Source organism: Cytobacillus sp. FSL M8-0252, assembly GCF_038007345.1.
Lineage (GTDB): Bacteria > Bacillota > Bacilli > Bacillales > Cytobacillaceae > Cytobacillus > Cytobacillus kochii.
This window is the reverse complement of the sequence record NZ_JBBOWZ010000001.1, coordinates 247,766-270,812: the sequence shown is the minus strand read 5'-3', so window position 1 is coordinate 270,812 and position 23,047 is coordinate 247,766. Positions and strand designations below refer to the sequence as shown.

Annotated in this window: 21 protein-coding genes; 1 reads left to right on the top strand and 20 read right to left on the bottom strand. The window is 34.9% G+C overall.

The genetic code is table 11. The annotated features are described in order from the left end of the window. Positions 1-2 precede the first annotated feature (2 nt). The 16 genes from arsA to MKX83_RS01325 all read right to left on the bottom strand — a co-directional run bounded on the left by arsA (position 3) and on the right by MKX83_RS01325 (position 16,204). Positions 3-1,772 carry an arsenical pump-driving ATPase gene (gene arsA / locus MKX83_RS01400; RefSeq protein ID WP_229142629.1) on the bottom strand — a complete coding sequence of 590 codons (1,770 nt, stop codon included), beginning with the start codon at positions 1,770-1,772 and terminating at the stop codon, positions 3-5. 19 nt (positions 1,773-1,791) lie between these two features. After that, positions 1,792-2,154 carry an arsenite efflux transporter metallochaperone ArsD gene (gene arsD / locus MKX83_RS01395; RefSeq protein WP_019156609.1) on the bottom strand — a complete coding sequence of 121 codons (363 nt, stop codon included), beginning with the start codon at positions 2,152-2,154 and terminating at the stop codon, positions 1,792-1,794. Positions 2,155-2,244: 90 nt separating this feature from the next. After that, positions 2,245-2,664 (bottom strand): arsenate reductase (thioredoxin), encoded by a 420-nt coding sequence (arsC, locus tag MKX83_RS01390; protein ID WP_026682626.1) that lies wholly within the window; start codon positions 2,662-2,664, stop codon positions 2,245-2,247. 14 nt (positions 2,665-2,678) lie between these two features. Beyond that, positions 2,679-3,977, bottom strand: coding sequence for an arsenic transporter (locus MKX83_RS01385; RefSeq protein ID WP_341053700.1), 1,299 nt, complete (start codon positions 3,975-3,977; stop codon positions 2,679-2,681). 18 nt (positions 3,978-3,995) lie between these two features. Beyond that, positions 3,996-4,337 carry an ArsR/SmtB family transcription factor gene (locus MKX83_RS01380; RefSeq protein ID WP_026682628.1) on the bottom strand — a complete coding sequence of 114 codons (342 nt, stop codon included), beginning with the start codon at positions 4,335-4,337 and terminating at the stop codon, positions 3,996-3,998. 142 nt (positions 4,338-4,479) lie between these two features. Then, on the bottom strand, positions 4,480-4,686 hold the full coding sequence (locus tag MKX83_RS01375; protein ID WP_026682629.1) for a hypothetical protein: 207 nt from the start codon (positions 4,684-4,686) through the stop codon (positions 4,480-4,482). Positions 4,687-4,745: 59 nt separating this feature from the next. Continuing rightward, positions 4,746-6,113, bottom strand: a complete 1,368-nt coding sequence (locus tag MKX83_RS01370; protein ID WP_026682630.1) for an NAD(P)-binding domain-containing protein — start codon at positions 6,111-6,113, stop codon at positions 4,746-4,748. Between the two features lie 85 nt (positions 6,114-6,198). Next, complete coding sequence (locus MKX83_RS01365) at positions 6,199-6,699, bottom strand: arsinothricin resistance N-acetyltransferase ArsN1 family A (protein ID WP_026682631.1); 501 nt, start codon at positions 6,697-6,699, stop codon at positions 6,199-6,201. A gap of 72 nt (positions 6,700-6,771) precedes the next feature. Continuing rightward, complete coding sequence (locus MKX83_RS01360; RefSeq protein ID WP_026682632.1) at positions 6,772-7,236, bottom strand: MarR family winged helix-turn-helix transcriptional regulator; 465 nt, start codon at positions 7,234-7,236, stop codon at positions 6,772-6,774. Positions 7,237-7,773: 537 nt separating this feature from the next. Next, the gene (locus tag MKX83_RS01355) at positions 7,774-8,646 is read right to left on the bottom strand and encodes an NYN domain-containing protein (protein ID WP_026682633.1); all 873 of its coding nucleotides are present in this window, start codon (positions 8,644-8,646) and stop codon (positions 7,774-7,776) included. A 127-nt stretch (positions 8,647-8,773) separates the two neighbouring features. Beyond that, on the bottom strand, positions 8,774-10,630 hold the full coding sequence (locus tag MKX83_RS01350; protein ID WP_026682634.1) for a TnsD family Tn7-like transposition protein: 1,857 nt from the start codon (positions 10,628-10,630) through the stop codon (positions 8,774-8,776). Further along, a complete protein-coding gene (locus MKX83_RS01345; protein ID WP_251685483.1) occupies positions 10,627-12,240 on the bottom strand; it encodes an ATP-binding protein in 1,614 nt (537 codons plus the stop codon). Before MKX83_RS01345 ends, MKX83_RS01350 begins: the two co-directional genes overlap by 4 nt. Next, complete coding sequence (locus MKX83_RS01340) at positions 12,224-14,350, bottom strand: integrase catalytic domain-containing protein (RefSeq protein ID WP_080848939.1); 2,127 nt, start codon at positions 14,348-14,350, stop codon at positions 12,224-12,226. The genes MKX83_RS01345 and MKX83_RS01340 overlap by 17 nt, the downstream gene beginning before the upstream one ends. Beyond that, entirely contained in the window at positions 14,334-15,179 is an 846-nt protein-coding gene (locus MKX83_RS01335) for a TnsA endonuclease C-terminal domain-containing protein (protein ID WP_080848940.1), read from the bottom strand. The genes MKX83_RS01340 and MKX83_RS01335 overlap by 17 nt, the downstream gene beginning before the upstream one ends. After that, complete coding sequence (locus MKX83_RS01330) at positions 15,172-15,525, bottom strand: AraC family transcriptional regulator (RefSeq protein ID WP_080848941.1); 354 nt, start codon at positions 15,523-15,525, stop codon at positions 15,172-15,174. Before MKX83_RS01330 ends, MKX83_RS01335 begins: the two co-directional genes overlap by 8 nt. A gap of 109 nt (positions 15,526-15,634) precedes the next feature. Continuing rightward, positions 15,635-16,204: a tyrosine-type recombinase/integrase gene (locus tag MKX83_RS01325; protein ID WP_080848942.1), complete on the bottom strand. Its 570-nt coding sequence runs from the start codon at positions 16,202-16,204 to the stop codon at positions 15,635-15,637. Positions 16,205-16,493: 289 nt separating this feature from the next. On the opposite strand from MKX83_RS01325, the gene MKX83_RS01320 reads away from it, so the two are divergent. After that, the gene (locus MKX83_RS01320; protein ID WP_191813926.1) at positions 16,494-16,946 is read left to right on the top strand and encodes a hypothetical protein; all 453 of its coding nucleotides are present in this window, start codon (positions 16,494-16,496) and stop codon (positions 16,944-16,946) included. A gap of 60 nt (positions 16,947-17,006) precedes the next feature. Here the strand turns inward: MKX83_RS01320 and MKX83_RS01315 are convergent, their stop codons facing one another. The 4 genes from MKX83_RS01315 to MKX83_RS01300 form a co-directional block, all read right to left on the bottom strand. Further along, positions 17,007-18,086, bottom strand: a complete 1,080-nt coding sequence (locus tag MKX83_RS01315) for a four helix bundle protein (protein WP_191813929.1) — start codon at positions 18,084-18,086, stop codon at positions 17,007-17,009. A gap of 524 nt (positions 18,087-18,610) precedes the next feature. Continuing rightward, positions 18,611-19,180 (bottom strand): hypothetical protein, encoded by a 570-nt coding sequence (locus MKX83_RS01310; protein WP_341053682.1) that lies wholly within the window; start codon positions 19,178-19,180, stop codon positions 18,611-18,613. A 147-nt stretch (positions 19,181-19,327) separates the two neighbouring features. Beyond that, a complete protein-coding gene (locus MKX83_RS01305; protein ID WP_341053679.1) occupies positions 19,328-21,190 on the bottom strand; it encodes a phage/plasmid primase, P4 family in 1,863 nt (620 codons plus the stop codon). A 93-nt stretch (positions 21,191-21,283) separates the two neighbouring features. Then, a complete protein-coding gene (locus MKX83_RS01300; RefSeq protein ID WP_191813936.1) occupies positions 21,284-22,024 on the bottom strand; it encodes a helix-turn-helix domain-containing protein in 741 nt (246 codons plus the stop codon). Positions 22,025-23,047: the final 1,023 nt, after the last annotated feature.

Below are 23,047 nucleotides of genomic sequence, written 5' to 3'. Positions count from 1 at the left end.
CATTAATTTATATAGTCTTTTAGTTTCTCATACCCAATCTTTTCTTCATGCAACCAAGGTATAATCGCACAACTATCGGCTAAATGATTATTGACCTCACGAATCCACTCTTTTTCAGAAATTGCTTTCCCTCTTAACACAGGGTCTTTGGTATCAGTGGCAAATAGACTTTGATTAATAACCCACCATTTTGGGCTAATATTTGCTCTTCTTAAATCATCTTGTAATCGGGAGGCTTCAAATACAGGTGTAGCTTCAGCTAAGGTAACGATTACGACAGATGTTTCCTTGGAATCTCTAATCTTTGGAAGTAGTTTTGTTACACTTTCTGGCACTTCGCCAGTAGACCTAGCAATTTCCTTGCTATATGACTGTGCTGCATCTAATAAGAGTAATGTATGACCTGTAGGAGCTGTGTCAATGACGACAATCTCATTTTCAGATTTGGCAACTACTTCGGCAAATGCACGAAAGACTGCAATTTCCTCTGTACAAGGTGAGTTTAAATCTTCCTGTAAATAAGCCAGACCTTCCTCATCTAAATCCTTACCAGCAGTCGCCAACACTTCGGTTTTATATTTTTCTACTTCATCTTTAGGATTAATGCTGCTAATAGTTAGATTTTGATTTAATTGGTCGCTTTGAAATTGATACTGCAAGTGAGCTGCAGGATCAGTTGTCGTCAAATGAACTCGATGGCCCTGTTCCACCAAACCAACTGCAATGGCTGAAGCGACCGTTGTTTTTCCAACGCCCCCTTTACCCATAGTAAAAATTATTCTTGTATTAGTTGATGAGAAATCACTAATGACATCGTTTAGATTTGGTAGTCTTACTATCTCGTTCTCACTGTTTTCCTCTGATACTGGAATAACGTATTCTTTAAATAAATAACGTAAATTTTCAACCCCAGTTAGAGAATATGAAACAAACGGTAATGAATAGCTTACTGTCTGTTTTAGATTAGCTGGTATCTGCTTTAAAGCATTCCTTTGCCTTTGATAAAAAGCTGATGAAACTTCATCGTCTTTCATATAGTTCAGAAGCAGACCGTTAACAATAAGTATTTGATTTTTTATTCCAATCTCTTTGAGTTCTATTGATGCCCGGTCTGCTTCTATTAGAGATGATATATCAGGTCTTGTTACTAATATAAGTGTTGTTTTTTTTGAATCCGAAAGAACATCAACAGTTTCCGAATATAAATTTTTCTTATCAGCAAGTCCTGATAAAGGACCTAAACAAGAAGCACCATGCGTACTTTCCTCTAAGAATCCGTTCCAGTCTGTTGGTAGTTGTAATAGACGTAACGTATGGCCCGTTGGTGCTGTATCAAAAATGATATGGTCATATTGGTTTATAATTTCTGTGTTTGTAAGTAAAGTTGTAAATTCATCAAATGCGGCAATCTCGACTGTACATGCTCCTGATAGTTGCTCTTCCATTGTAGCTACAACGGAATCTGGTAATATTCCACGGTATGGACCGACTACTTTTTCACGATATGCACTTGCTGATGCCTCGGGATCTAAATTACTGGCAAATAAATTTTCTACCGTTGGAACTGCTTTAGGCGAGTTTGTTAATTCAAAATCAAAAACATCCTGTAAATTAGATGCTGGGTCTGTACTAATTAGTAAAACTTTTTTTCCACTTTCCGCTAAAGCTACGGCTGTTGCACATGCAGTTGATGTTTTTCCAACTCCGCCTTTTCCAGTTAAAAATAAAAACTGTGTCTGCACAACATTTTGAGGTTTGAAAGATTGAAACATGTTTTTCACTTCTTTCTTTTCACTGTTTTTTTATGTTTAATGAAAGTCGGACTTTCGGTTTTTCAGTAAGCTCTTCAGCTTTTACCCCTAGCCATTCTGCAAGTTCTTCATTTGTTGGATAGGTTCCAACTTTAACAACTTGTTCATCTACTAAAACTACAGGTAACGCATCCGGTCCCTTTTCATGTAAAACACTATTCACTGACTGTGTTTTACCAAATTTATCAGGGTCATTTGTTAATTGATACCGTTTCACATCAAATCCTTTTTTCTCCAAAGAATATACCGCAGATGCTACTCTGGTTAGTTCTGGATCAACTGATGGACCACATACTCCTGTTGAACAACACATTGCTGGATCAAATATCTCGACTTTTTTCATCTAAAACCCTCCGATTAATATTAAATAAGCATATACTTATATTAGTCTTTAAAGAAAACCAAGAGATGGATCTCTTGGTATAAGGCTGTTTTATTCTCCAGTTTCAGCAAAACGCTTGATTCTTTCACCTATTTGGTCACGAACTCGTTGGAATACAGCCCATTTTTCCTCTTCACTTCCTTGAGCTTTTGCAGGGTCATCAAATCCCCAATGATCACGTTTTACATGTGGTGGTGTCATTGGACACTTATCAGCAGCATCTCCACATAAAGTAACGACAAATTCAGCATTGTTTAGGATCTCTGGGTCAATAATGTCAGATGTTTGATTTGAAATATCAATTTCTACTTCATTCATTGCTTTCACTGCATTGGGATTTAAGCCATGTGCCTCGATACCTGCACTCTTAACTTCCCACTCATCACCTAAATACTTCTTCCCCCAGCCTTCAGCCATTTGGCTTCTGCAAGAATTTCCAGTACATAAAAAATAGATTGTTTTTTTAGACATAATAATTCTCCTTTTTAAAATAGAGTAAGTGTTAGGTAAAGACCTAATAATGTAATAAATAGAATTGGAATTGTTAAAATAATACCCGTTTTAAAATAAGTTCCCCATGAAATTTTAACACCTTTTTGTGACAATACATGAAGCCATACTAATGTTGCTAAAGAACCAATTGGTGTGATTTTTGGACCTAAATCGGAGCCAACTACATTAGCATAAATAAGTGCTTCCCTTAACACACCAGATGTATCTGTTTCAGCAATGGCTAAAGCATCAATCATAACGGTTGGCATATTATTCATGATGGATGAGAGGAGAGCAGCTAAAAATCCCATTGCAACAGTTCCAACAAATAAACCTTGATCAGCTACTGTTTGAATGACACTTGCCAGTGCAGATGTAAGTCCCGCATTTCCTAATCCATATACCACCACATACATTCCAATAGAGAAAAATACAATATTCCAAGGTGCACTTTTAATAACTTCCTTAGTATTAACAGAAGCACTACGTCTTGCCATTATGAAAAAGAAAATAGCAATGGTTCCTGCAATTATAGAAACAGGTACGTTGATGAAATCGCTAGTAAAGTATCCAATTACTAATAAACTAAGAACATACCATGATAAGCGAAACATTTTTAAGTCTTTAATAGCCTCTTTTGGTTCCTTTAATTTTGATAAATCGTAATTTCTAGGGATACTTTTTCTAAAGTAAATTAACAATACAAAAATCGTCGCAATCAGTGAAAATAAGTTTGGAATTATCATTCGTGAGGCATATTCCACAAATCCGATACCAAAAAAGTCTGCAGAGACTATATTTACTAGGTTACTTACAATAAACGGAAGTGAAGTTGTATCAGCAATAAATCCACTTGCCATAATGAAGGGAAATATCATTTGTTCTTTAAACTTTAAATTTCGTACCATAGCAAGTACAATGGGTGTTAGAATTAATGCCGCACCATCATTTGCAAATAAGGCCGCTACAATAGCACCTAGAATACTGATGTATACAAACATCTTTATTCCATGACCTTTTGCTACCCGTGCCATGTGTAATGCTGCCCATTCAAATAATCCAATCTCATCTAATATTAATGAAATGAGGATAATTGCAACGAAAGATAACGTTGCATTCCATGTAATGTCAATTACTTCAAGAACATCACTAAATCCCACTACTCCTGCTAATAAAGCTATTACAGCCCCTCCGCAAGCTGACCAGCCAATATTTAACCCTTTAGGTTGCCAAATAACTAAAATCAATGTTGCAATAAAGATAATAAGAGCTAAAATAAGTGTTCCTGACAAAATGTAAAACCCCCAATATTAACAACAAGAAATCCGTTTCCCTTGTTTTTCTAAATCCTCTAACTTATCCTTTTGGCTAGGTAATTGGTTAAGAATCTGAGTAACAAATGGATAGTAGATATTGTTCTCATTAATTGAATAAAAAACCCACTGTCCCTTTTTCTCCTCTTGAACCAATCCCATATCTTTCAACCTTCTTAGATGTTGGCTTATAGCTGGTTGTGTCATTTGAAATATCTCAACAAATTCACATACACAACATGCTCCACCATCAAGAATTTTCATCATGGTTAGCCTAGTTTTATCTCCTAATAGTTTAAGTATTACAGCAACTTGTTCTATTTCAATAGTCGTTTTCAATTTTACACCTCACTTTTTCACTTTAAATAAGTATTTACTTATATAATAATCCACTTATATATGTGTTTCAAGTTTTTTCTTCAATGGTTTTTCACAGCACTTTCCCCTCTAACTATTTGTCTATGGTAAAAAGGTTTTAAACTCACTTTCCTTCCTCTTTTAAATCCTCATACGCATTTGTAAAACGTTCAAAAGAAATGCTCCCAAGTGTTTCCTTATCTTTCTGAAATAGACGCTCAAACGTGATTTCCTTTGCCTTTTCTAAGGTGCATTGTCTACTATTCATAATTAATTTAAGATATGCAATAAAGTATTCTTTACTTAAATTACCACCTTTATTAATGACCATCATCATTACCTCCAAAAAAAGGAGAGTATATTCGACTCCCCCTTTCTAATTTCACAATTTTAGCAGCATGAATTTGAACTACAGGATGCTTTTGTAACATTTAGATTCGTACTACATACACCCGTTTCAGGTAATTCCAACTCAACCTTCTCTGAGGCTTCGTAGTCCCCTGATATGTATGCTACAACGGAGCGAACCTGCTCATATCCTGTCGCCATTAAAAATGTTGGTGCTCGACCATAGCTTTTTGCTCCAACGATATAAAAATCTTTTTCAGGTTGCCGTAATTCTTTTTCCCCATGAGGACGTACCGTTCCACAACTATGAATATTAGGATCAATCAATGGAGCGAGAGCTTTGACACATTCCGTTGCTGTATCAATGCTGGTCCTCACTTCCCGAAGGATTGAAAAGTCTGGACGATTCCCTGTATTGACAATCATTTCATCTATATCTGAATAGGTTTTTAAGTCATCTTTAGTCTCCCCTACTAGCTCTATTTTCCCATTTTCCCCTTTAATGTTTTGAATCCTAAAAGGAGTAATAACTTGAACTACGCACGAATCCACTAATTTGTGTATGCGACTTCCTAAATCACCTCTCGCCTCGAGTGCATCCAGTTCCTCTCCTCCATAAGCCTCTTCAACTCGCACTTTTCTCAAAACCCATACAATTTCTGTTGCGGGATATTCTTCTCTTAATTTTGCTAACTCTAATAATGAATTGATTGCAGAATGGCCACTTCCAATAACAGCAACACGTTTATTTAGATAACGGCTTTTACCTGCTCCTAGAATATCTGGGATGCCATAGAAAATTTGATTTTTTATGGCTTCCTCTTCTTTTAACCAAATGCCATTTGAATTTGCAGGATTAGGATTACCCCAGGTGCCTGTTGCATCAATAACTGCTCTCGCCTCAAACTTTTTAAATTCGCCATTTTGCTCTGCATAAATGACAAATGGTTGTTTTTCTCGATTAGCAGTTTTCATTTTATCCATATTTTTTCGGCTAATTGAAAAAACCTTTGTATTAGCAAACAAAGATTTTTTAATTTCGGGAGTATTTGCCAACGGCTTTAAATATTGATCAACTAATTCTTTCCCAGTAGGTAATTCATTTAGGTCTGGCTCAGTCCAACCTTGTTCTTTAAGAAGTTTAGATGCCGTCTCATCAATGTTATATCTCCAAGGTGAAAATACTCGAACATGACCCCATGTTAGGATATTCGCCCCTACTTGAGCTCCAGATTCTAAAAGAATAAATGGTTGATCATATCTTGCTAAATGGGCTGCTGCTGCAAGACCTACAGGGCCCGCCCCAATAATTGCAACGGGTAAATGTTTGTTTTCATCTTTATTAGTTTCTTTCAATTCCTCTTCAGCTTGACAACAGGTCGGTTTGATTTCTATCCATTCCATTTTCATCTTTCCTCTCATTATGTTTTTTAAAGAAGACTACTTCGACTTTGTAACTGAGATATTTGCTGTATGTAAAATCCAGATGCTTAGATTAACAATTTGCACCTAGTATTTTTTCCATCGCCATTACATCTACAAATTCACCATCAAGAATTCCTTGATTCTTAAATATCCCAACTTGGCGATACTTCAATTTGTTATATAAGCCTTGACCTATAGAGTTAAATGGGAAAGTAAATAAAACTAATTTATAAAAGTCATGATTCGATGCTTCTATTTCAAGTTGTTTTAGCAACCTTTGCCCAATCCCTTTCCCTCTAAAATCACGATGGATATAGACCGAGATTTCCCCTACTCCCCTATAGGCATCTCTAGGATTATAAGGACTTATGGCTGCCCATCCGACAATGTTTCTTTCTTCATCCTCTGCGACCAACCCAACGTATCTCCCCTGACGATGAAGAAACCAGGAATGGATATAATCTTGATCTTTCGTTCTAGTTTCAAGTGTGGCAATCCGATCCTCTATTCCTTGATTATAAATCTGAAGAACTTTCATCAAGTCTTTTACTTCGACCTCCCTAATGATCATTAATCACCCCTCCTTTAATTGCTAAAATCAACACTTGATAAAGTCAAATATCACCCAAAAGGAAACCACTATTTATTTAGTGGTACAACAACCAGAACCAGATCCATCATTCATCCTCATGGCACTCAGTAAGACCTGTAAACTATCTATAACCTGATCCTTTTTATCATCTGGAATGAATCCTAAAATCTGCCCAATGTATTGATTCATTTGACCGGAGATTTCGTTTGCTTTTACTTGCCCTTCTTCAGTAAGTAATAAAACAACATAACGTCTATCGTTTGGATCTGGGGTTCGAGAAACATACCCTAATTCCACCACTTTATTGATTTGCCTACTTAGCATTCCGGTATCCATGGATAATTTCTCAGCCAGATCAATTAAGGAAATACGGGGATTTTTATCCAGTTCATATATAATGTGACTTTGCAGGACTGTTATTCCGCAACATTCTGAACCTTCACGCTGTAATAAACCAAAATCACGAACCAATTGTTGAAGAATTTCTCTGATCTCAATTGCTTCTTTAAAACTCATTTTTTCATTCACCTCACAGTAAATGATATATACAACAATTGACTTTGTCAACTATTATTCAAAAGATTGAAAGGATATTGTGCAAAAAGGATGAAATCACGATTGGATTCTTTTCGTTGTCTACCTATGTAATTTCCTTTTCCATTCCATTTACACTCTGTTGAGGCATAACTAACTGATTTGATTATTTATGATTGTTATGGAATCACTTTTTTACCTTCTTATTTACCTATTTTCCAATCCTATAGGGCATAAATTCATTTATTTTGAAGGTTCACCAAATGAGAAAAGATCCTTCAATTTTTAGAAGGATCTCCTCAAAGCGTTCTTTTAATTCGTTCTTTAATTCGTTCATTTATAAATCGTTCTTTTTAATCGTTCTTTTTGAATCTTCATCATCATTATATTCATTTTTAGAGAAAAATACAACACTTTCTTTAAATTTTTTTTAACTCTAAAGATTTTTTGATTCTTTGAGAAGGAGATACCAGTGTTTGTTTAGCTAAAACATCTAACATAAATTAATTAATTTGACACTTATACTAAGGATTCTTCTCTTGTTTCATATTTAACATTTATTTCCTCGTCCAAGGTTAATCCTAGCTCATTCAGCTTTTCGGGGTTTATAAAATTAGCTTTTCTTGTTGTTTCCTTATCCTCTATATTAACTTCTACCTCTTTAATAATAATTAATTTTTCATTTTTAAAATAATCCAGTATTGCAGAGGAATCAGATGGTTGCAAATTAAAACTTGACTCATCATTCAAAAATTCTAAAATATTTTTTTGATAAATTACTGTCAGAGGTTTAGAACCGTATTTAACAAATAGTCTATTCATTCCTTTATTAATACAATTTAAGTATTTTAACTTTTCCTCATCACTTGATTCTATATCTTCTATATCAAAAGGTCTGTATGTTTCCACACCTAAAATATCCTCAATCTTCTTTACATTAATCCTAGTTTTTAGGCTTTCTACGTATCTTTTTTTTACTTTAGATTCTAAGTATAAAAGAGTTATTTCTTTATCTTGATAACTAAGCTCTAAAATTAGAGGAAGCATATCAGAATCCGAGGAAACAATTACATAGTGTTCGAACTTACGAGTATTATATAGCGATTTAATTACATCAATCGCCAAAGCTAAATCAGACGCATTGGTTTTTCCATCTCCAATGGAATTAATATGCCGTAACTCTACTAAATTCTCCTGTAGATCACTTATTTCATTATTTGCTGTCTTAAAGTCACAAAACGCTTTAATAAGTTGGACTGAATTTTCCTCTCCTAATGCTAAATGTTCTAGTATTTTTTTTACTACTTCACTTGTTTTAAACTGGGAATATGATTCATTAATAGAACGGTATAAATTATCATAATCCATATATACTGCTGTCGCTTTCCCCATATCTATACCCCTTAAATTAAAATTAGTAATAATTTCCTAAATTTATTATACTGAAAACCCCTCTTTTTTACTATAGAATAGTAGACACTTTTCAAAACACTATGTAATCACTTGCACCGGGATACTATTAAATACTGAAATTAGTAATTTGTCGTATGTACTCACTTACCTCTTCGTAGAACTTTTTATTAATCCCGGCATTCCTAAGCACCTTCCATACCTTTATTTCATCTTCGTCATTATTCATTAAACCAATTACATAACCTATTCTTCGTACACGAAAATCCTTTTCTGACTCACAAACATCATCTACCAATGCTTTGGTTTTTGGCATCTTATCTAAATGTTGCTCCAATAACGCTCTTTCTCCAATTACATCACCAATCCTCTTAACTGTAACCCTTTTAGGCTTATCGTTGTAATATCTAATTTCATCCATAGACTTTTGTACACTAGCTAATATCTCTTGGTCTCTTTTCTGCCAATCCACTCTCTTATTATCGTTTCTTCTCTTTTTCAAATTAGGTGAATTATTTTGAAGCCACTCATTATCATTTCTATATAGATAGGCATAAGTTGCTGGATTAATATTTCTTAGTTGAGTCTTAGATAGCCGTGGATTCTCGCCTTGCAGCTGCATCCAAACTTGTCGATATCTTTCGATAGTTCCACTCTCATCCTGCTTCAAAACTTCTTTTGTTGATTTCTCTATCCCCTCTTTTTCTGATTTATATTTAATCACAGTTCCGGGATCAACATTTAATCTTCGAGCAATCTCCCGATAACTGAGTTTTTCTTCTAACAAAGTTTTTAATACCTTGTTCCATATAGGACCAAAATCCATAATCCGTGTATAGCGGTACTGTCCTGTTTTTTCTGGGTCCTGTCCTTTTCTTGTATAAGAAAATCCACATACAGGACAAGTAAATCTCCCAATAGGTTTCTTTGTTTTCTCACATATTCTTACAGTTACTTCATCAATAACCTTCTTATGATACTTGGGACAAACGACATTAAGGCAAGGCCATTTAGGCTTTCCGAAAGGATAACTTTCAAAAGAATTGCCCTTAAATATTGAGTTAGTATCTAATCCAAGAAAGGTTAGCATTAGAATGTGATAATAAGGATGAAATGACTTTCGATGTTTACGGGATATATTGGCTATCCAAGAATCGGATTGCCGTATTTTCACATGCAGATTTTCCAAAACTTGCTGTGAAAAATATGTATGAAAATCATCATACAACTTTTTCTGATAAACCTGTCCTCTATAACTAGCGTAACCTTTTTCCATTAAATGATAGCGATAAAACTTTGTGAAATGGGAAAAGCATTGATTTTGATATTTCCTATTCAATAAATGCTCTGCTCGTAAAACAATATCCTTGAGATGTATTAGGTTGTTCTCAGTTATTTTTCTCTTTCTTTTCAAATCACAGTTGCTGGTGGTTGGTAAGATAAAAGCATGTTTATTAGAATGAGTTATCAATACATCGCTATCCTCTAACCACAACTCATGCTTAGCACAAATGAGATTTCCAGGTAACTGATGAAGGCGATGCCAGTACAATTCTCGATACGTAGCTATATCTTCTTCAGCACAGGCTGAACAATATTTTAAATACCTGTTTTGTGGTATCGAACTTGCCATAATACCCGATTGCATATAAATCTTCTTTCCGTCATCACTTGTCATAGACTCATAAATTGATTGAGCCTTTTCTGTTGGCAAGAACACTGTATAAAAAGGATACATTGTATGTTTCTCTATAAGCATCTGTTCGTTCAATGTCGTGTTTTTAGGCAAATGCTGAACTAGAGAGGCAATTCCAGATGGCAAAAATACCGAAGCACTTATCGTCCTCTTACCGAATAAATCTTCCAATGTGTGTTTCCAAAAAACATTTCCTGATCGGATGTGATACCGAGCAATAATACTATATAAAAGTTCATCAGGATATGGGGTTGGGAATTGTATAATCATGAAACATCACGCTCAGGGTAATCCTGCTTAATTACTCCAGCATCTAGTAGTGCTTGATACGCAATTATTTGTTGTTCTTTCCCTTTTTTTATAATGGTTCTTAGGTCGTTACTTATTACTTTATCCGTACTTTTTTCATTATTGTTTAATAGAAGAAAAACATCTTTTACGACTTGTGATACATCCCTTATTTGATTGTTCTCAGAAACAACTTTTTGTGCTGCCTTAACAGCAACATCATTATTAAAACCTAGCATCCCTAAACGGAAAACAGTATCATCAATTAATTGTACTTGCTCATTTTTCCGTTCGGCTCCTTCTTGGAGTGAGTTCAGTACCTGATTTTGATCAACAATAATCCGTTCTTGTTCAATAAAGTCCTCAATATTTGGTAGCATTATGTCGTCATATTTTACTAGCTTGCTATAGTCCTTGCTCTTTAATGTATTTAGCATAGGCTGAACCATTTTTAATTCTTCTTGAGCCACTTGTTTAATTAACGCAGTGGTAATCTTTTCATTACCACTACTAATAGCACGTAGCTGCACCATCATATAGAGCTTAATTGCGATGTCTGCAATTCCTTGAGACTCATTATATAGGGTTGAAGAAATTTGTTCTGTAATCGGTGATTCCTCTTTTGTCCACTGATATTTCCACATACCCTGAACAAATAAATCCCAAATAGCATCTTTTTCAAATCTATCCCACATGATGTTCCCCATATTAGTGCTTCTTCTTGCTTGTCTAAACTGTGATTGTAAGACATCCATTGCCTTTGGGGTTCCAACCATAATGAGAGGGATATTTATCGTATTGATTAACGCTGTAAAAAAGTTTAATATCTGTGCTGAGCTAGAGCTTTTTATACCCTTTAAATGTTGTAACTCGTCCAGGAATAGCATGCCAAGGTTTATACTTTTAGCAATCTGAGCCATAATGGGCATTAGCTGACTTGTTGACAAATGACTGTTTACGTATCTATTAAAATAGTTGGAGCCTAGAAGTAGATCTACTTGATACATAAAATCGTAAATAATGGTTTTTACGGAACCATCAAAAGGGGTTTCAATTTTTAAATAGGTTACTTGATAGTGATTTAAGGCTTGCCCTTTATATGAAACATGAGAAATGACCTGTGGAATGGTTTGCAAGACTCGCTGTAATGTACGTGTTTTTCCTACACCTGAGACCCCCAAAATACTCAATGTTTGTCCTGTCTGGATAATAGACTTATCAAAAGACTTATTTTGTATATTATTCCAGTTATCCACAAAAGTTTGTGCATAAGTAGAACTTACTGGATTGCGATAGGTATAACCAGTTCTAATTAACCTAGATATTGATGACTCAATTCTTAGATGGATCGGGATAGCTTGAAAATAATGCAGCAACCTAGAAATTAGATGAACTCTCTGATGGTCATTCAAATATCTTTCTTCCTTATTATATGGAGGATACATGCTTAGACGGTCAATGACTTCCTCCTGAGAATAGATTGGCGGCAACGCCTCTATAAGAGGATTGCCTTGATATTCCAATATCTCTTGTTCCCTATATTCTGCAATTTGTGCCTCAGTTCCATTATGTAATTCAATTATCTCCATCATAAAGCACTTCCTTTTGTTTCTTTCGGAAAATATCCAACACTTTTACCGGTTCAGTATCATGATTTACTTCGTTCGATTGCTTTCCAATGTTATTTTGATCCACCACGGTTTGTTTTTCCCTTTTAAATATTTCTCTCTCTTTTTCTCGATTTTCTCTAATATTCTTTATATCTTTAGGAACCTCACCATTTAAGATTTGATTGTTAGCCTCTTTTTTCGCCATTTTAACAATCTCCTCTATGTCCTGAGCTAATTGAATTGCTCCATTTAAACTGCTTTCCTCATATTCTGCCTCTTGTTGCTTTCTTTCAGTTTTTAAACTCACAACTTCTTCCATCTTTACACCACGATACATTTCGTATTGTTCGATTAATGAACAAACTTCATAGTTCAACCTATCTATACGAATATAAATATTAGATACGTCTTGAGGATCATAATGCACCCCCATACTCCAACTGCCTTTTATTCGAGCCTTAGAAAACCACCGTTCTTTCAATGCTTTCGCACAAGTATAATAGAGACCTCCAAAGTTGATTCCTTTCGGGGTGATTTTTGCACTAGCTTTAGGTAAAACACTACTTCTGATCGCATCTAAAGGCATAGTTCTCAGTAATCCTGTTCCTTTACGCAAACCCCACTTAAATATTTCTATCGGTATTGGTGGGACCTTTTCTGCTATCATACTTTGCGTTAACGGGTAGTCCGATAAATAATTATGATTGTTATAATATAGAACCGTTCTGACTAAAATTTGGACGTACTCGTTTAGGTTTAACACTGCTTTCTTCCTGTAATCCTTTCCTCCACGCTTCATAAAATCTTTTTGGACCGCCCCAGGGAGGAATGGAGAGATGTGGTCCTGAAGAATGTCAAAGTATTTTTCGCATACGGCCTTTAGCTCAGGTCTGTACGGACCTAAATTTTGGATCTTAATGTTTAAATCCGCCGTGATTTGTGTTAATTCATTGGAAATCAACTCACTACCCCGATCCGCCAAAATAGTATGCGGAAGATAATGAATAGGCCAATCATTTTCATCAATATCCATATCGAGGGTCCGCTTGCAAAATTCCTTTTTATCTTCAAAGGCATTTGCAAGAGCCAACCTCAACGATTCTTTTGACATATTTTGAATTCCTGCATATACAGAAACAATACACCTGGAAAAAATATCCACAGTTAAATAAATGACAGGACGGCCAATCACTATATTCCTATCAAAACTTGAAACTAAATAAACATCACCAATGGTTGCATCAATGGCATATGTACCTATCCCCATAGAATCTTCTGTGGCTGAACCGGTTATAGCACGATAGTTTTGTAAAAATTCCCTTCTGCCCTCTCTTTTATGAATGGCATCTTCCGGTTTGTACCACTTGCGATACCAATAATAGAATTGGTCATATGAAATAATTGGCTTATCTAAATCTAATACTTTATAGCCTGACTTTTCATCCTCTTTGGAGAAATACTCCTTTACCATTTGCTGATAAGCATATTTTAATGAGGGTTTAGAACGAATAAAGTAGTATTTTTCTAGGCTAATTCTAATGATTTTCTTCCATTCATCGGTTATTGCTGCCCTTTGAATAGAGGAAGAGTAAGCGAAGGGTCTTCCTGCCTTTTTGATATATTTACGTTCCTTTCCTTGCTGTTTCCCACACTTATTAAAGTCGGGTAAGAGAGCATTCTTTACCATCCCTCTCGACCAATATCGTTTTAAATATTGTCGAATGGTCTTTGTGCTAAGGAAAAAATCCTTACTGGCCATTTTTATTAGCTCTGATCTCCTCTTTGGAATAAAAATGTCAGGAATTAAATAGATTTGATTTATTACTATCCATGCTTTATCACGTTTTTCAATTTCTATCCCAGATAAATCTTCTTCTTTCACGCTGAACGCCCACGGTTCAGTTGCAACCTTTGTAATCTCACCTTTGATCAAAGAGGATTCTATACTGTGTATTTCCTCACTGTAAGGAAATGATGGTTCACGGACATTAACTAGAAAACAAAGTTGATGCTCATTATCGACCCAAACTACCCTTTGAATAAATTCAGGATTTTCAGTGCTTTGTAATAAATCATTAATTACCAACTGCATACCTTACATCACCACCATTTTCACCAGTAAATTCAATATGATAATTTTCAATTTTATTAGTCAAATAGATTTTCCTGCTTAAATCCATGCTTACTTCTTTATGGGCTATCAAATGTTTAAATAAGATTAGACCCAATCCTTCATCCAAGCTATATTCTCTTTCCAATCGGGAAAAAATGCCTTGAAACGTATCCGATTTATTAGACAAATACTGAACTATATCTCTTTTTAAGTGGGGCAAATTCAAAGTAAGCAATGGATAATCTTGAATGTCATAGGAGTTCAATGCCCAGCCAATATTTCGTGCCAATTGTTTATTGATTTCTTTTTCTGTCACAATTCCAAAATCAATCCCTTTCTTTTCAAAATACCTTCTTTGTAGTTCCAATCTTTGCAAGGTTGCATTTTTCTCTAACTCCTGTGATTGCTTAATTATTCTTGCTTGATAATAAGGTTCTCCATTTTCCCCCTTCCTTGTTACAAAAAAAGAAACCGTAAAGATATGTGGTACTTGTGTCTTCGTATCAAATAGTTTCTTTGTAAGCTCCTCATCCACTTGGATATTCATGTCATGGAAATCTAGTAAAGGGTACTGCTCCCTTATGTCAGTAACATGGTCGTCAAATTCCAATAAGTAGAAGTAATATAACTGCATATCGCTTAATAGATGGTAGACCCTTTGAGTGGTATGACCAAAAATACGAGTAGATCTTCCTTTCGATGCTATGTCTTGAACTTGCAGCCATGGTTTATAGTCTTTTCCTGTTCCTTGACCTCGTTTTTCCATTAGGAACCTTTTAATAGTTGTTTCATTCCATTCTCTAATCATTCGGTATCCCCCTACTCCCTCTTTCTTGAAGAATAATGTGTTCATTATCAATTGCTGAATCAACAGTTGTTTTGAATTCACATTTAAAAAGATTAGAATATTCATCCCAACCATTAAATGGAGAGTAATTTTTATCCTGTGAATCATTAATACGACATAATTCTTCTTTTATCAGTGTTAATTGCCTACGGATTAAATAACGTAAGAACTGTGACCCTGTTACTTTTTGGAATTCAGAAACAAAATCAACATAAGAACAACCCGCCAATTCTTCTACATGTTTATTGCAAATCTCATCATGATAATGCTCATCAATGTATTGAATGACAGCATTAATTTTGTCCATCGTTTAGTAAGCCCCCTTAAATATAAAAAAGCATTTGTTGCGTTGACTTTTGTCAAAACGGATTGTTTTTTTTCTCCGTATAACAAAGTCAGCAACAAATGCCTCTATTTTATAAATTAACTTGTAAGTACAATTCATCAAGATCTTCTTGTAATATTCCAAGATACCTTTTAGTTTCCGCAACGGACCTATGATTAAGGGCTATACATATGTAATCAAGTGATATGCCTTTCTTAAAAGCCCAATAGCCCCAAGTTTTTCTCATTCCGTGCGTTGAGAATTTCTCTGTTATCCCTACCATATCACAGGCTTCATTCAACATTGATGCAGCATATTGCCTGGTGATAGGTTGATTGGTTCCCTTTCTACTGGTAAAAAGGAAGTCCTCCTGTTTCTTATCAGGAAACTCTCTATTAAATTCTTTAATACTTTTCGCTAAATTTGGCGTAATCGGGAACCGCTTATATTTACCAGTCTTCTTTTCATTCACTTCGATAAACTCTGTTGGCTTCCTACCGTCCCACACTTGATTCACCTTTAACATCAAAATGTCAGAAATTCTTAGAGCTGATGAAATACCGACCATAAAAAGCAAATAGTCTCTTTTATTTTTCCCTCGAAGGTATCCTTTCACCGCTTCAAGTTGTTTTAAATCTCGAATCGGATGAACAACTTTCACTTTAGTTCACCTCCTGTATGAATCTTACATATTCATTGTAAATCTCTATTTGAGTAAGATTCAACAGCCTAGAGGCAAAATCCAAAAATAAAAATGCCGATTTTATAGGATTTCCTTGTTTACACAACAGGGTTGTGTAAACTACTTTTTGAAAATTAAATTGTACACTGCGGAAAACGATTCGTCCCAGGTTAATCATTCCGATACATTCCTTCAGAACCTTTTGATATAATGGAAGACAAAGGAAGCTAACTACTTTTGTCTATTTAATAGAATGTAGGTGGAAATATTGCCCGTTTGGACACAATGGATTTCATTAGGATTGGCGATTCTCGGTTCAATAACAGGAATTTGGGCGTTGGTTTTAAATCAACAAAGAACAACTATTACAAAAAGAATAGAAAAGGAACGTCTTGAAGCAAAGAAAAAGGCATCATTCCAAGTTGAACGAACCAAACAAATGGGGTCAAAACAAATGCAAGATAGGCTTTTATTACACAATATCGGACAAGCAGAAGCTAGAGAACTCAAGGTTGAATTCTACAATTATGACCGTTTTAATAAAGGCGAAAAACGTAAAATTAACCCATTAATAGATAGAATTCCGTCAAAAATAAATGCAGGACAGACAGTAAATATCCTATTGTCTATTGCTGGTAATACAGCACCTCCTTATGAAATCATTATCACTTGGGATGACGATTTTAAAAAAGGTAACAAACTAGAAACAACTTTAAACTAGAAGTAAGTAGGCAAGATAGGATAAAGAGCAAAATATCTCTTTATCCTTTTCTTTCAAATGTTAACTCGCTTTCTCATCACTAATGTTTTTCATCTTCATTGAAAGAACATTCCGTATAGAAATCCTCAACTCATTAATCTCTTTTAGCTCCTTCTCTGGAATAATCCCTTTGATTAAGGATGTTTCCAACAAACTATGAAGGCCATCCAATGCCTTCAATGAATCATTAAAGAAACGAAACTTTTTAGGAATATACAATTGATGTGCCTCGGCAAGGTTGGCAACGCTTGATGTCGCCCGTTTCCTGATTATCTTCACAAGGTCTTTTTCCTTCCGAAATTCACGTCTATCTGTAATCTCATAAATCTTGTCAACCAATTGCAGGGCATTAGTATAGGCACCAAAGTTTTTAACGTTTGGTGTAAATGGATTTGGTAAATCCATTCCCTTCCCCTCTTTCTCTTTTATATTGGACAGGTTTTTTGTTAGAATGCTTACCACTTGAGTTGTTAAGTTATCTAGCTCATTGAATTGAACTTGGGTTATATATTTCTGTCCCAATGAAACTTGGAGCCATGCCGATGTTTCTTTTGCTGATCCTATTGCAATGCTGTATTGGTTAAACTTCTCCCCTACATAAATTTGCTCACCCATTTCAATTCTTTCTTTAATTGAACCGGCACTTCTTTCAATCTGGTTTACAATGTGATCAACTTCGTATGAGGGAAAGTTCTTACACAGTTCAATTATATTTGTCTCTAGCTCCTTAGCCTTTTTGTAACCAATGAATTGCTTTACATCTCTTACTTCAAGGTGCTGTTGTTTTTTGGCTTGTTTTTCTTTTGTTGGTGTTGTCGATTGTGTGGATTTATCGGAGGTTGCTGCGGAATTATTCTTATGGGTTTGCATATTGAGGCAATCGTCGAGGTTGTCGTAAATCTGATTGGCTCTGTACTCAATCAAATAATGATCAATCAGTATTTTTTCAGCATCAGAAAGGTCCTTCATTTCTTTTAGAATCCAGATAAACCCTTTCTCTGCTAGGTTCTTCAAATAAGCTCCAATGTCAAAGACACAATAGGAAACTCTTATTCTCTCTGCCCGATATGATTCCTGGATTTGTCCTACTATCTCATTCAATTATCATCAACTCCAATTTTTCTATGATAGATAAGAGAGGCAAAAGCGAAATATCTAACTTATCCTATTATATTTCAGCAGATACAATTACCTCTCTTTATTCTACTTTGTTTGACTTCTGGGTTCTAAGTTAAGGTGAGGTTCTCAGCTTCTTGAGTTGAGCCTAAGTGTGGATAGTGCGAGTGGAAAGGAGTAGCATTTTATTTTTTAACTGCCTTGTTCCTCTTTAAACTTTCTTCTAATTCCTTGAAGAATGACTCCGAGTAATGTGGAAAGGAGTATAATGTTGTTTCGGTCAGGCATTTTGATCGAGTATTCTTATCAAAATAGGTAACTTTTCTTTTTTCAGCAAAAAGTAATCCTAACTCCCTAAATCTCTTTACAGCACTACTGAATCTTGCGGAAGATACTTTACTTTGACTAGCATACATAGCGAAGATAGAGCTGTTTTCATCATTTCTTTTCTCTAAGTCAATGAACTTTTGACCATGAATTAACATGTTTTCCAGTACATCTACAAAGGACTAAATTTTTTTAAATAGATTGGGATACTTTCCTTGAAAATCTTGATTTTTATACAAGGCAAGAATACGCTCATTTTCAATGTATTTCTCCTTCTCCTCTCGCTCCCAATCGACATTATCATAAGACACATTCAATAAATTGATCAGCTCATCTCTTACAAACTGACGTTGCTGTGTATATCCTTTTCCTTCTACTTTTGGAAAGCAAAGTAGCAAATCAAAAATCGAATAAGCAACTGCTTCATCATAAGGTTGACCTGTGAAGTATTTGTATTTCCCTGTAGTATCCTTACCAATCCACGCTTCGTTTCCATCGAATATTTCACAAGGAAAAAGTGTTTCTTCCTTTATAACTTTTAAATTTGGAAAAACCATTGAAAAGACATTATTTTCTACTGCTGCACTCTCAAATTCATCATGATTCTTTAGGTTCACAAAAGTAGTTGAAGCATCGTACATCGTCTTCCGCCATTTTGAGGCCTTTTCACCTTTACTCAACTCATTTTTTGCCATCATTCTTTCTTGGATAAATGCAGAACGATATGGATGGAATTCTCTTGAAATTGTCATTATAGATCTACTCCTTTTTTTTGTTTTTTAGTTGTTATCTAAGGTAACAGGAGGAGAGAAATATTATGAATCTCTCCAATTACCTTACTTAAATTCTTTGCTTGAAAGGTTGTTGCCCCCCACTAAGGGACACGATTCTCTATTTTTTTACTTTAACTTGATTCCGACAAACTCAACGGCTCTTGTTTGTGATCCTTGACGTTTCGCAACACCTTCATCAGCAAATAGACTTACCAATTGTGAATAAAATTCACGTTGGGGAACTGGTGATACCTTGGCATCTAAACATTCTTTTTTATATTCATCATAAAGTCTTTTTCCTGATTCATTCGACATTGGAGATATCGTGCAATATTCATCGGAAAACCAAAGAACACTGTTATTTCCTTTCTTGTATTCCTTCATCAAGTTCTTTGCTTCTTCGCTTTCAGTGAACTCATAATTATTTTCAATTAACCGTTTCAATCCAATTAAAGCCCACTGAACAATGCCTTCACGTTCTTTAAGCAATTCTTCTTTTAAATTTCGGTCAATATTTTCACTGGAAACAATATTTTGGAAGGGGATTAGAGCTAATCTTCTGTAGAACCCAGAGGTGTGATCAACATAGTTCGAGGGTAATTTGTTTGCGGCAAAGAGAAGGCGGGCAGTATTGTTAAAGTCAAATCCTTTTTCATACTTATCGTCTGCGTGCATGCTATCTCCAGAGACTAATGCTTTAAATACGGCTGTGTCTTTAATGTTTCCTTGAGGAAGGTCAGCATAAGTATTCAGTAATTTTCCGAATAACTTTACTGTCCGGTATTTTGCTCCTAATTCTTGAAAAGGAACATTGGACACATAATCCTTACCAATAATTCTCTCAATAATTTCAATTAATGTTGATTTTCCCGTATTCCCAGGCCCATACAATATAAAGGCTTTCTGTGCCTTCATTTCTGTTGTTAGCAAATAGCCAATCATTTCCTGGACTGTTTTAGCATCATCTTCCGTTAATGAAGCTGCTATATATTCTTTAAATCTTGGACACTGTGCACCAATCTGGTACTCAACATTTAATTGAAAGGCAGTTTTGTAGTTTTGAGCGTAAGGTCCAAACGTATTTGACTTTATGTCATAAACACCGTTTTTGAAATTTACCTTGTCTTTCATTCGATCCGAGTTTGTCAGCCCATTATCTTTTGGTATTCTTTTCAAGAGAAGTTTCTTTGTATCCTCAATATCCTTATTTGTTAGATATCTTGGCGACATGTAATCTAGGATTACAAGTTCAAGTTCATCAATTCCAACCTTTTCAAAAATACCTTTGCCCTTTTCCCTAGCGTAAACATTCGAATTACACATGAGCAAATCCTTTTGACTCAATAGTGTTGAAACTAGAACATTAGGGAGCAACCTTAAACCACTATTTGTTTTTATATAATGATCTGGAAGTTGTTTTGAATTCTCATCTACCTGACAGTTCTTTTTGAAATGATATTCTCCGATTCTTTCCAAGCCTTTTGATTCAGTCCATGGAGATTTAGGTTTCCAAGTTGCTGTTCCTTTTAATGGAACAATATGATCTCTATCAAAGTAGTTTACCTTGATATTTTTGAAATGCTGATTTCCTATAGAGATCCCTTTTACTATCATGGTCAAAGACGTTCCAACAATTTCCCCGTAGAACTCACCATCAAGCGTGTCAACGGCTTCCCTTGCTACTTCACTTAATTCTCCAGCAGACATTGCATTTTGAATCTCTATTGAAATGTAGGGATACTCCTTTTTTAAAACAAGGCCAATTCCTGCATTTGCGTATTTCGGAGCATTTTCCTTCAGTTCAAGTGCATTCTGGTAATCCATCCAGTTAGATGGATCATTTGCATCTACCGGTTCATCAGTTGTTGGATCCCAAGCAGTAGTTACATACTCCTTCCCTATCTGCTCCGTTTTTGTGCAAACAAAAATTGGAGCCTCTCTTAATTCCTTTATTAGTCCATGATTCAATTTCTTTTCTTCTTTAAGCATAATGGTATTCCTCCTTATATTGTGTAGTTCATCACAAAATCTATTGCCATTAGGCAATATAATGATGAAATTATAATGGGGTATCCCCCATTACTAAGGTTTTATATAAGGTTTCAACGTTTCTGATACTTTGTCTACTATTATTATTCTGTCATTTTCCCTTGTTGTAGCCCAATATTCACCTATAATTGGCAAAGGAATAGACATTTCGGTATTATGCAATGCTTTTATATTGATGTTTTCCAGTGATGATTTAATATCACCTTTTAGGAGGTTATACTTGCTAACCATTACTCTGACATCGAAGAATAGCTTGAATCCTTGATCCTCTAGTTCAATTAAGTATAGCTCTTTTTCCAAAAGTCCACCTAAACTTAGTACGTATCCTGCTGCCTTGTTTTCAAAATAACTTGGTTCGCCATGAAGTGTGATTTCATATAAATCGACGATCATCTTGCCAATTAACTGCTTTTGTTCATCGGACATAGAAATATCATCCTTTTCCGTTGCAACCACAAGATTGAGTTTGTTCAGATCATGAGGGAGAACAAATGCCGTATCCGTATCACCATGTATTGCCTTGTCGTATATGTATCCCATTTCAAGGCTTTCAAAAACTTCCTTTAAAGAAAGCCCCAACGCCTGTATGAGAACCATGACTATGTTAATACTTGGCTCTGTCCGTTCACCACGCTCCAACCTATTGAGGTAACTTTCGCTGAGGCGATGTCCATACTTTTCTGACTCATTAGCTAACGTTGCTAGGGACCAGTCCTTAGATTTCCTTTTCTTAAGAATAAGTTGTCCAAATCCAGGTACTTTGTTTTCTTCCAATTATTCACCTCCTTAGAACTTTATTGCCTGTCTATGATTCCATTATACTAAAATATTGCATAATGTCAATATATTTAATGTTCGAGTAGATTTTATTTTTTTCTGACCCATTAATCATGGTAAACAAGGGGCTTTTTTATCTAACACTGATGGAGGGACTTATTACTATGCTTTCCTACTGCACCATGATAACATCCTTTTTATTTGAATAGGTTTTGGTATGCTACATTGAAGAAAGGTTCCATCGAATGCTTTTAATGAGCCATAACCTTATTTTACTACCGATTTGCTACATAACAAAATTTTTAATGTTCTATCCCTGTTCTTTTTCTTGCCTAGATGACATAAAGTCGCTTAATCTATGTTAATTAACACTGTCTAACTACTATATTGGGTACATTTTAAATCATAAACGAGTGAAACGAGTAGATTAATTCACCTTATCTATTAAAATTATTTAAAAACCTTCATTCACATTCTAAAACATGTACCCTTGACTGTGATTAAGATACCCTTTTCCCATGACTCATTTGCATTGAATGAAGCTCTTCTTACCTTATACGAGTGAAACGAGTGTATATGTTCATTTTAGTTTTATACTTATAGTGCACTTTAATATGTAATTTGTTCATTCATCATGAGTAGCTACAATAATTGATATATTAATAAATTATTAATCCATGATTTAAGGTTTATATATCTTACGAGTAAAACGAGTGCAATTAATCTATTTACATTTATACATTCTAATAATGATATAAATTCACTTGAGTAATGTACACTTATCTAAGAATATGTTATTACTTTTATAAATCTTTACTCGTTATACTCGTTTATTTGATAAATGCTTCATACAATAAAGATTTCCATATATAAGAAGCAATCATAGTTGATTTAGATTCTTTTCTGTTCACTAAAGCAATAAATAGCCTTAAACCCATTAAGGTTTGCATGATATAAGAATAAAAAGGAATTGCCTTTATATGCTCGTTTCACTCGTACAAAGAAAGTGTCTACCCTTTT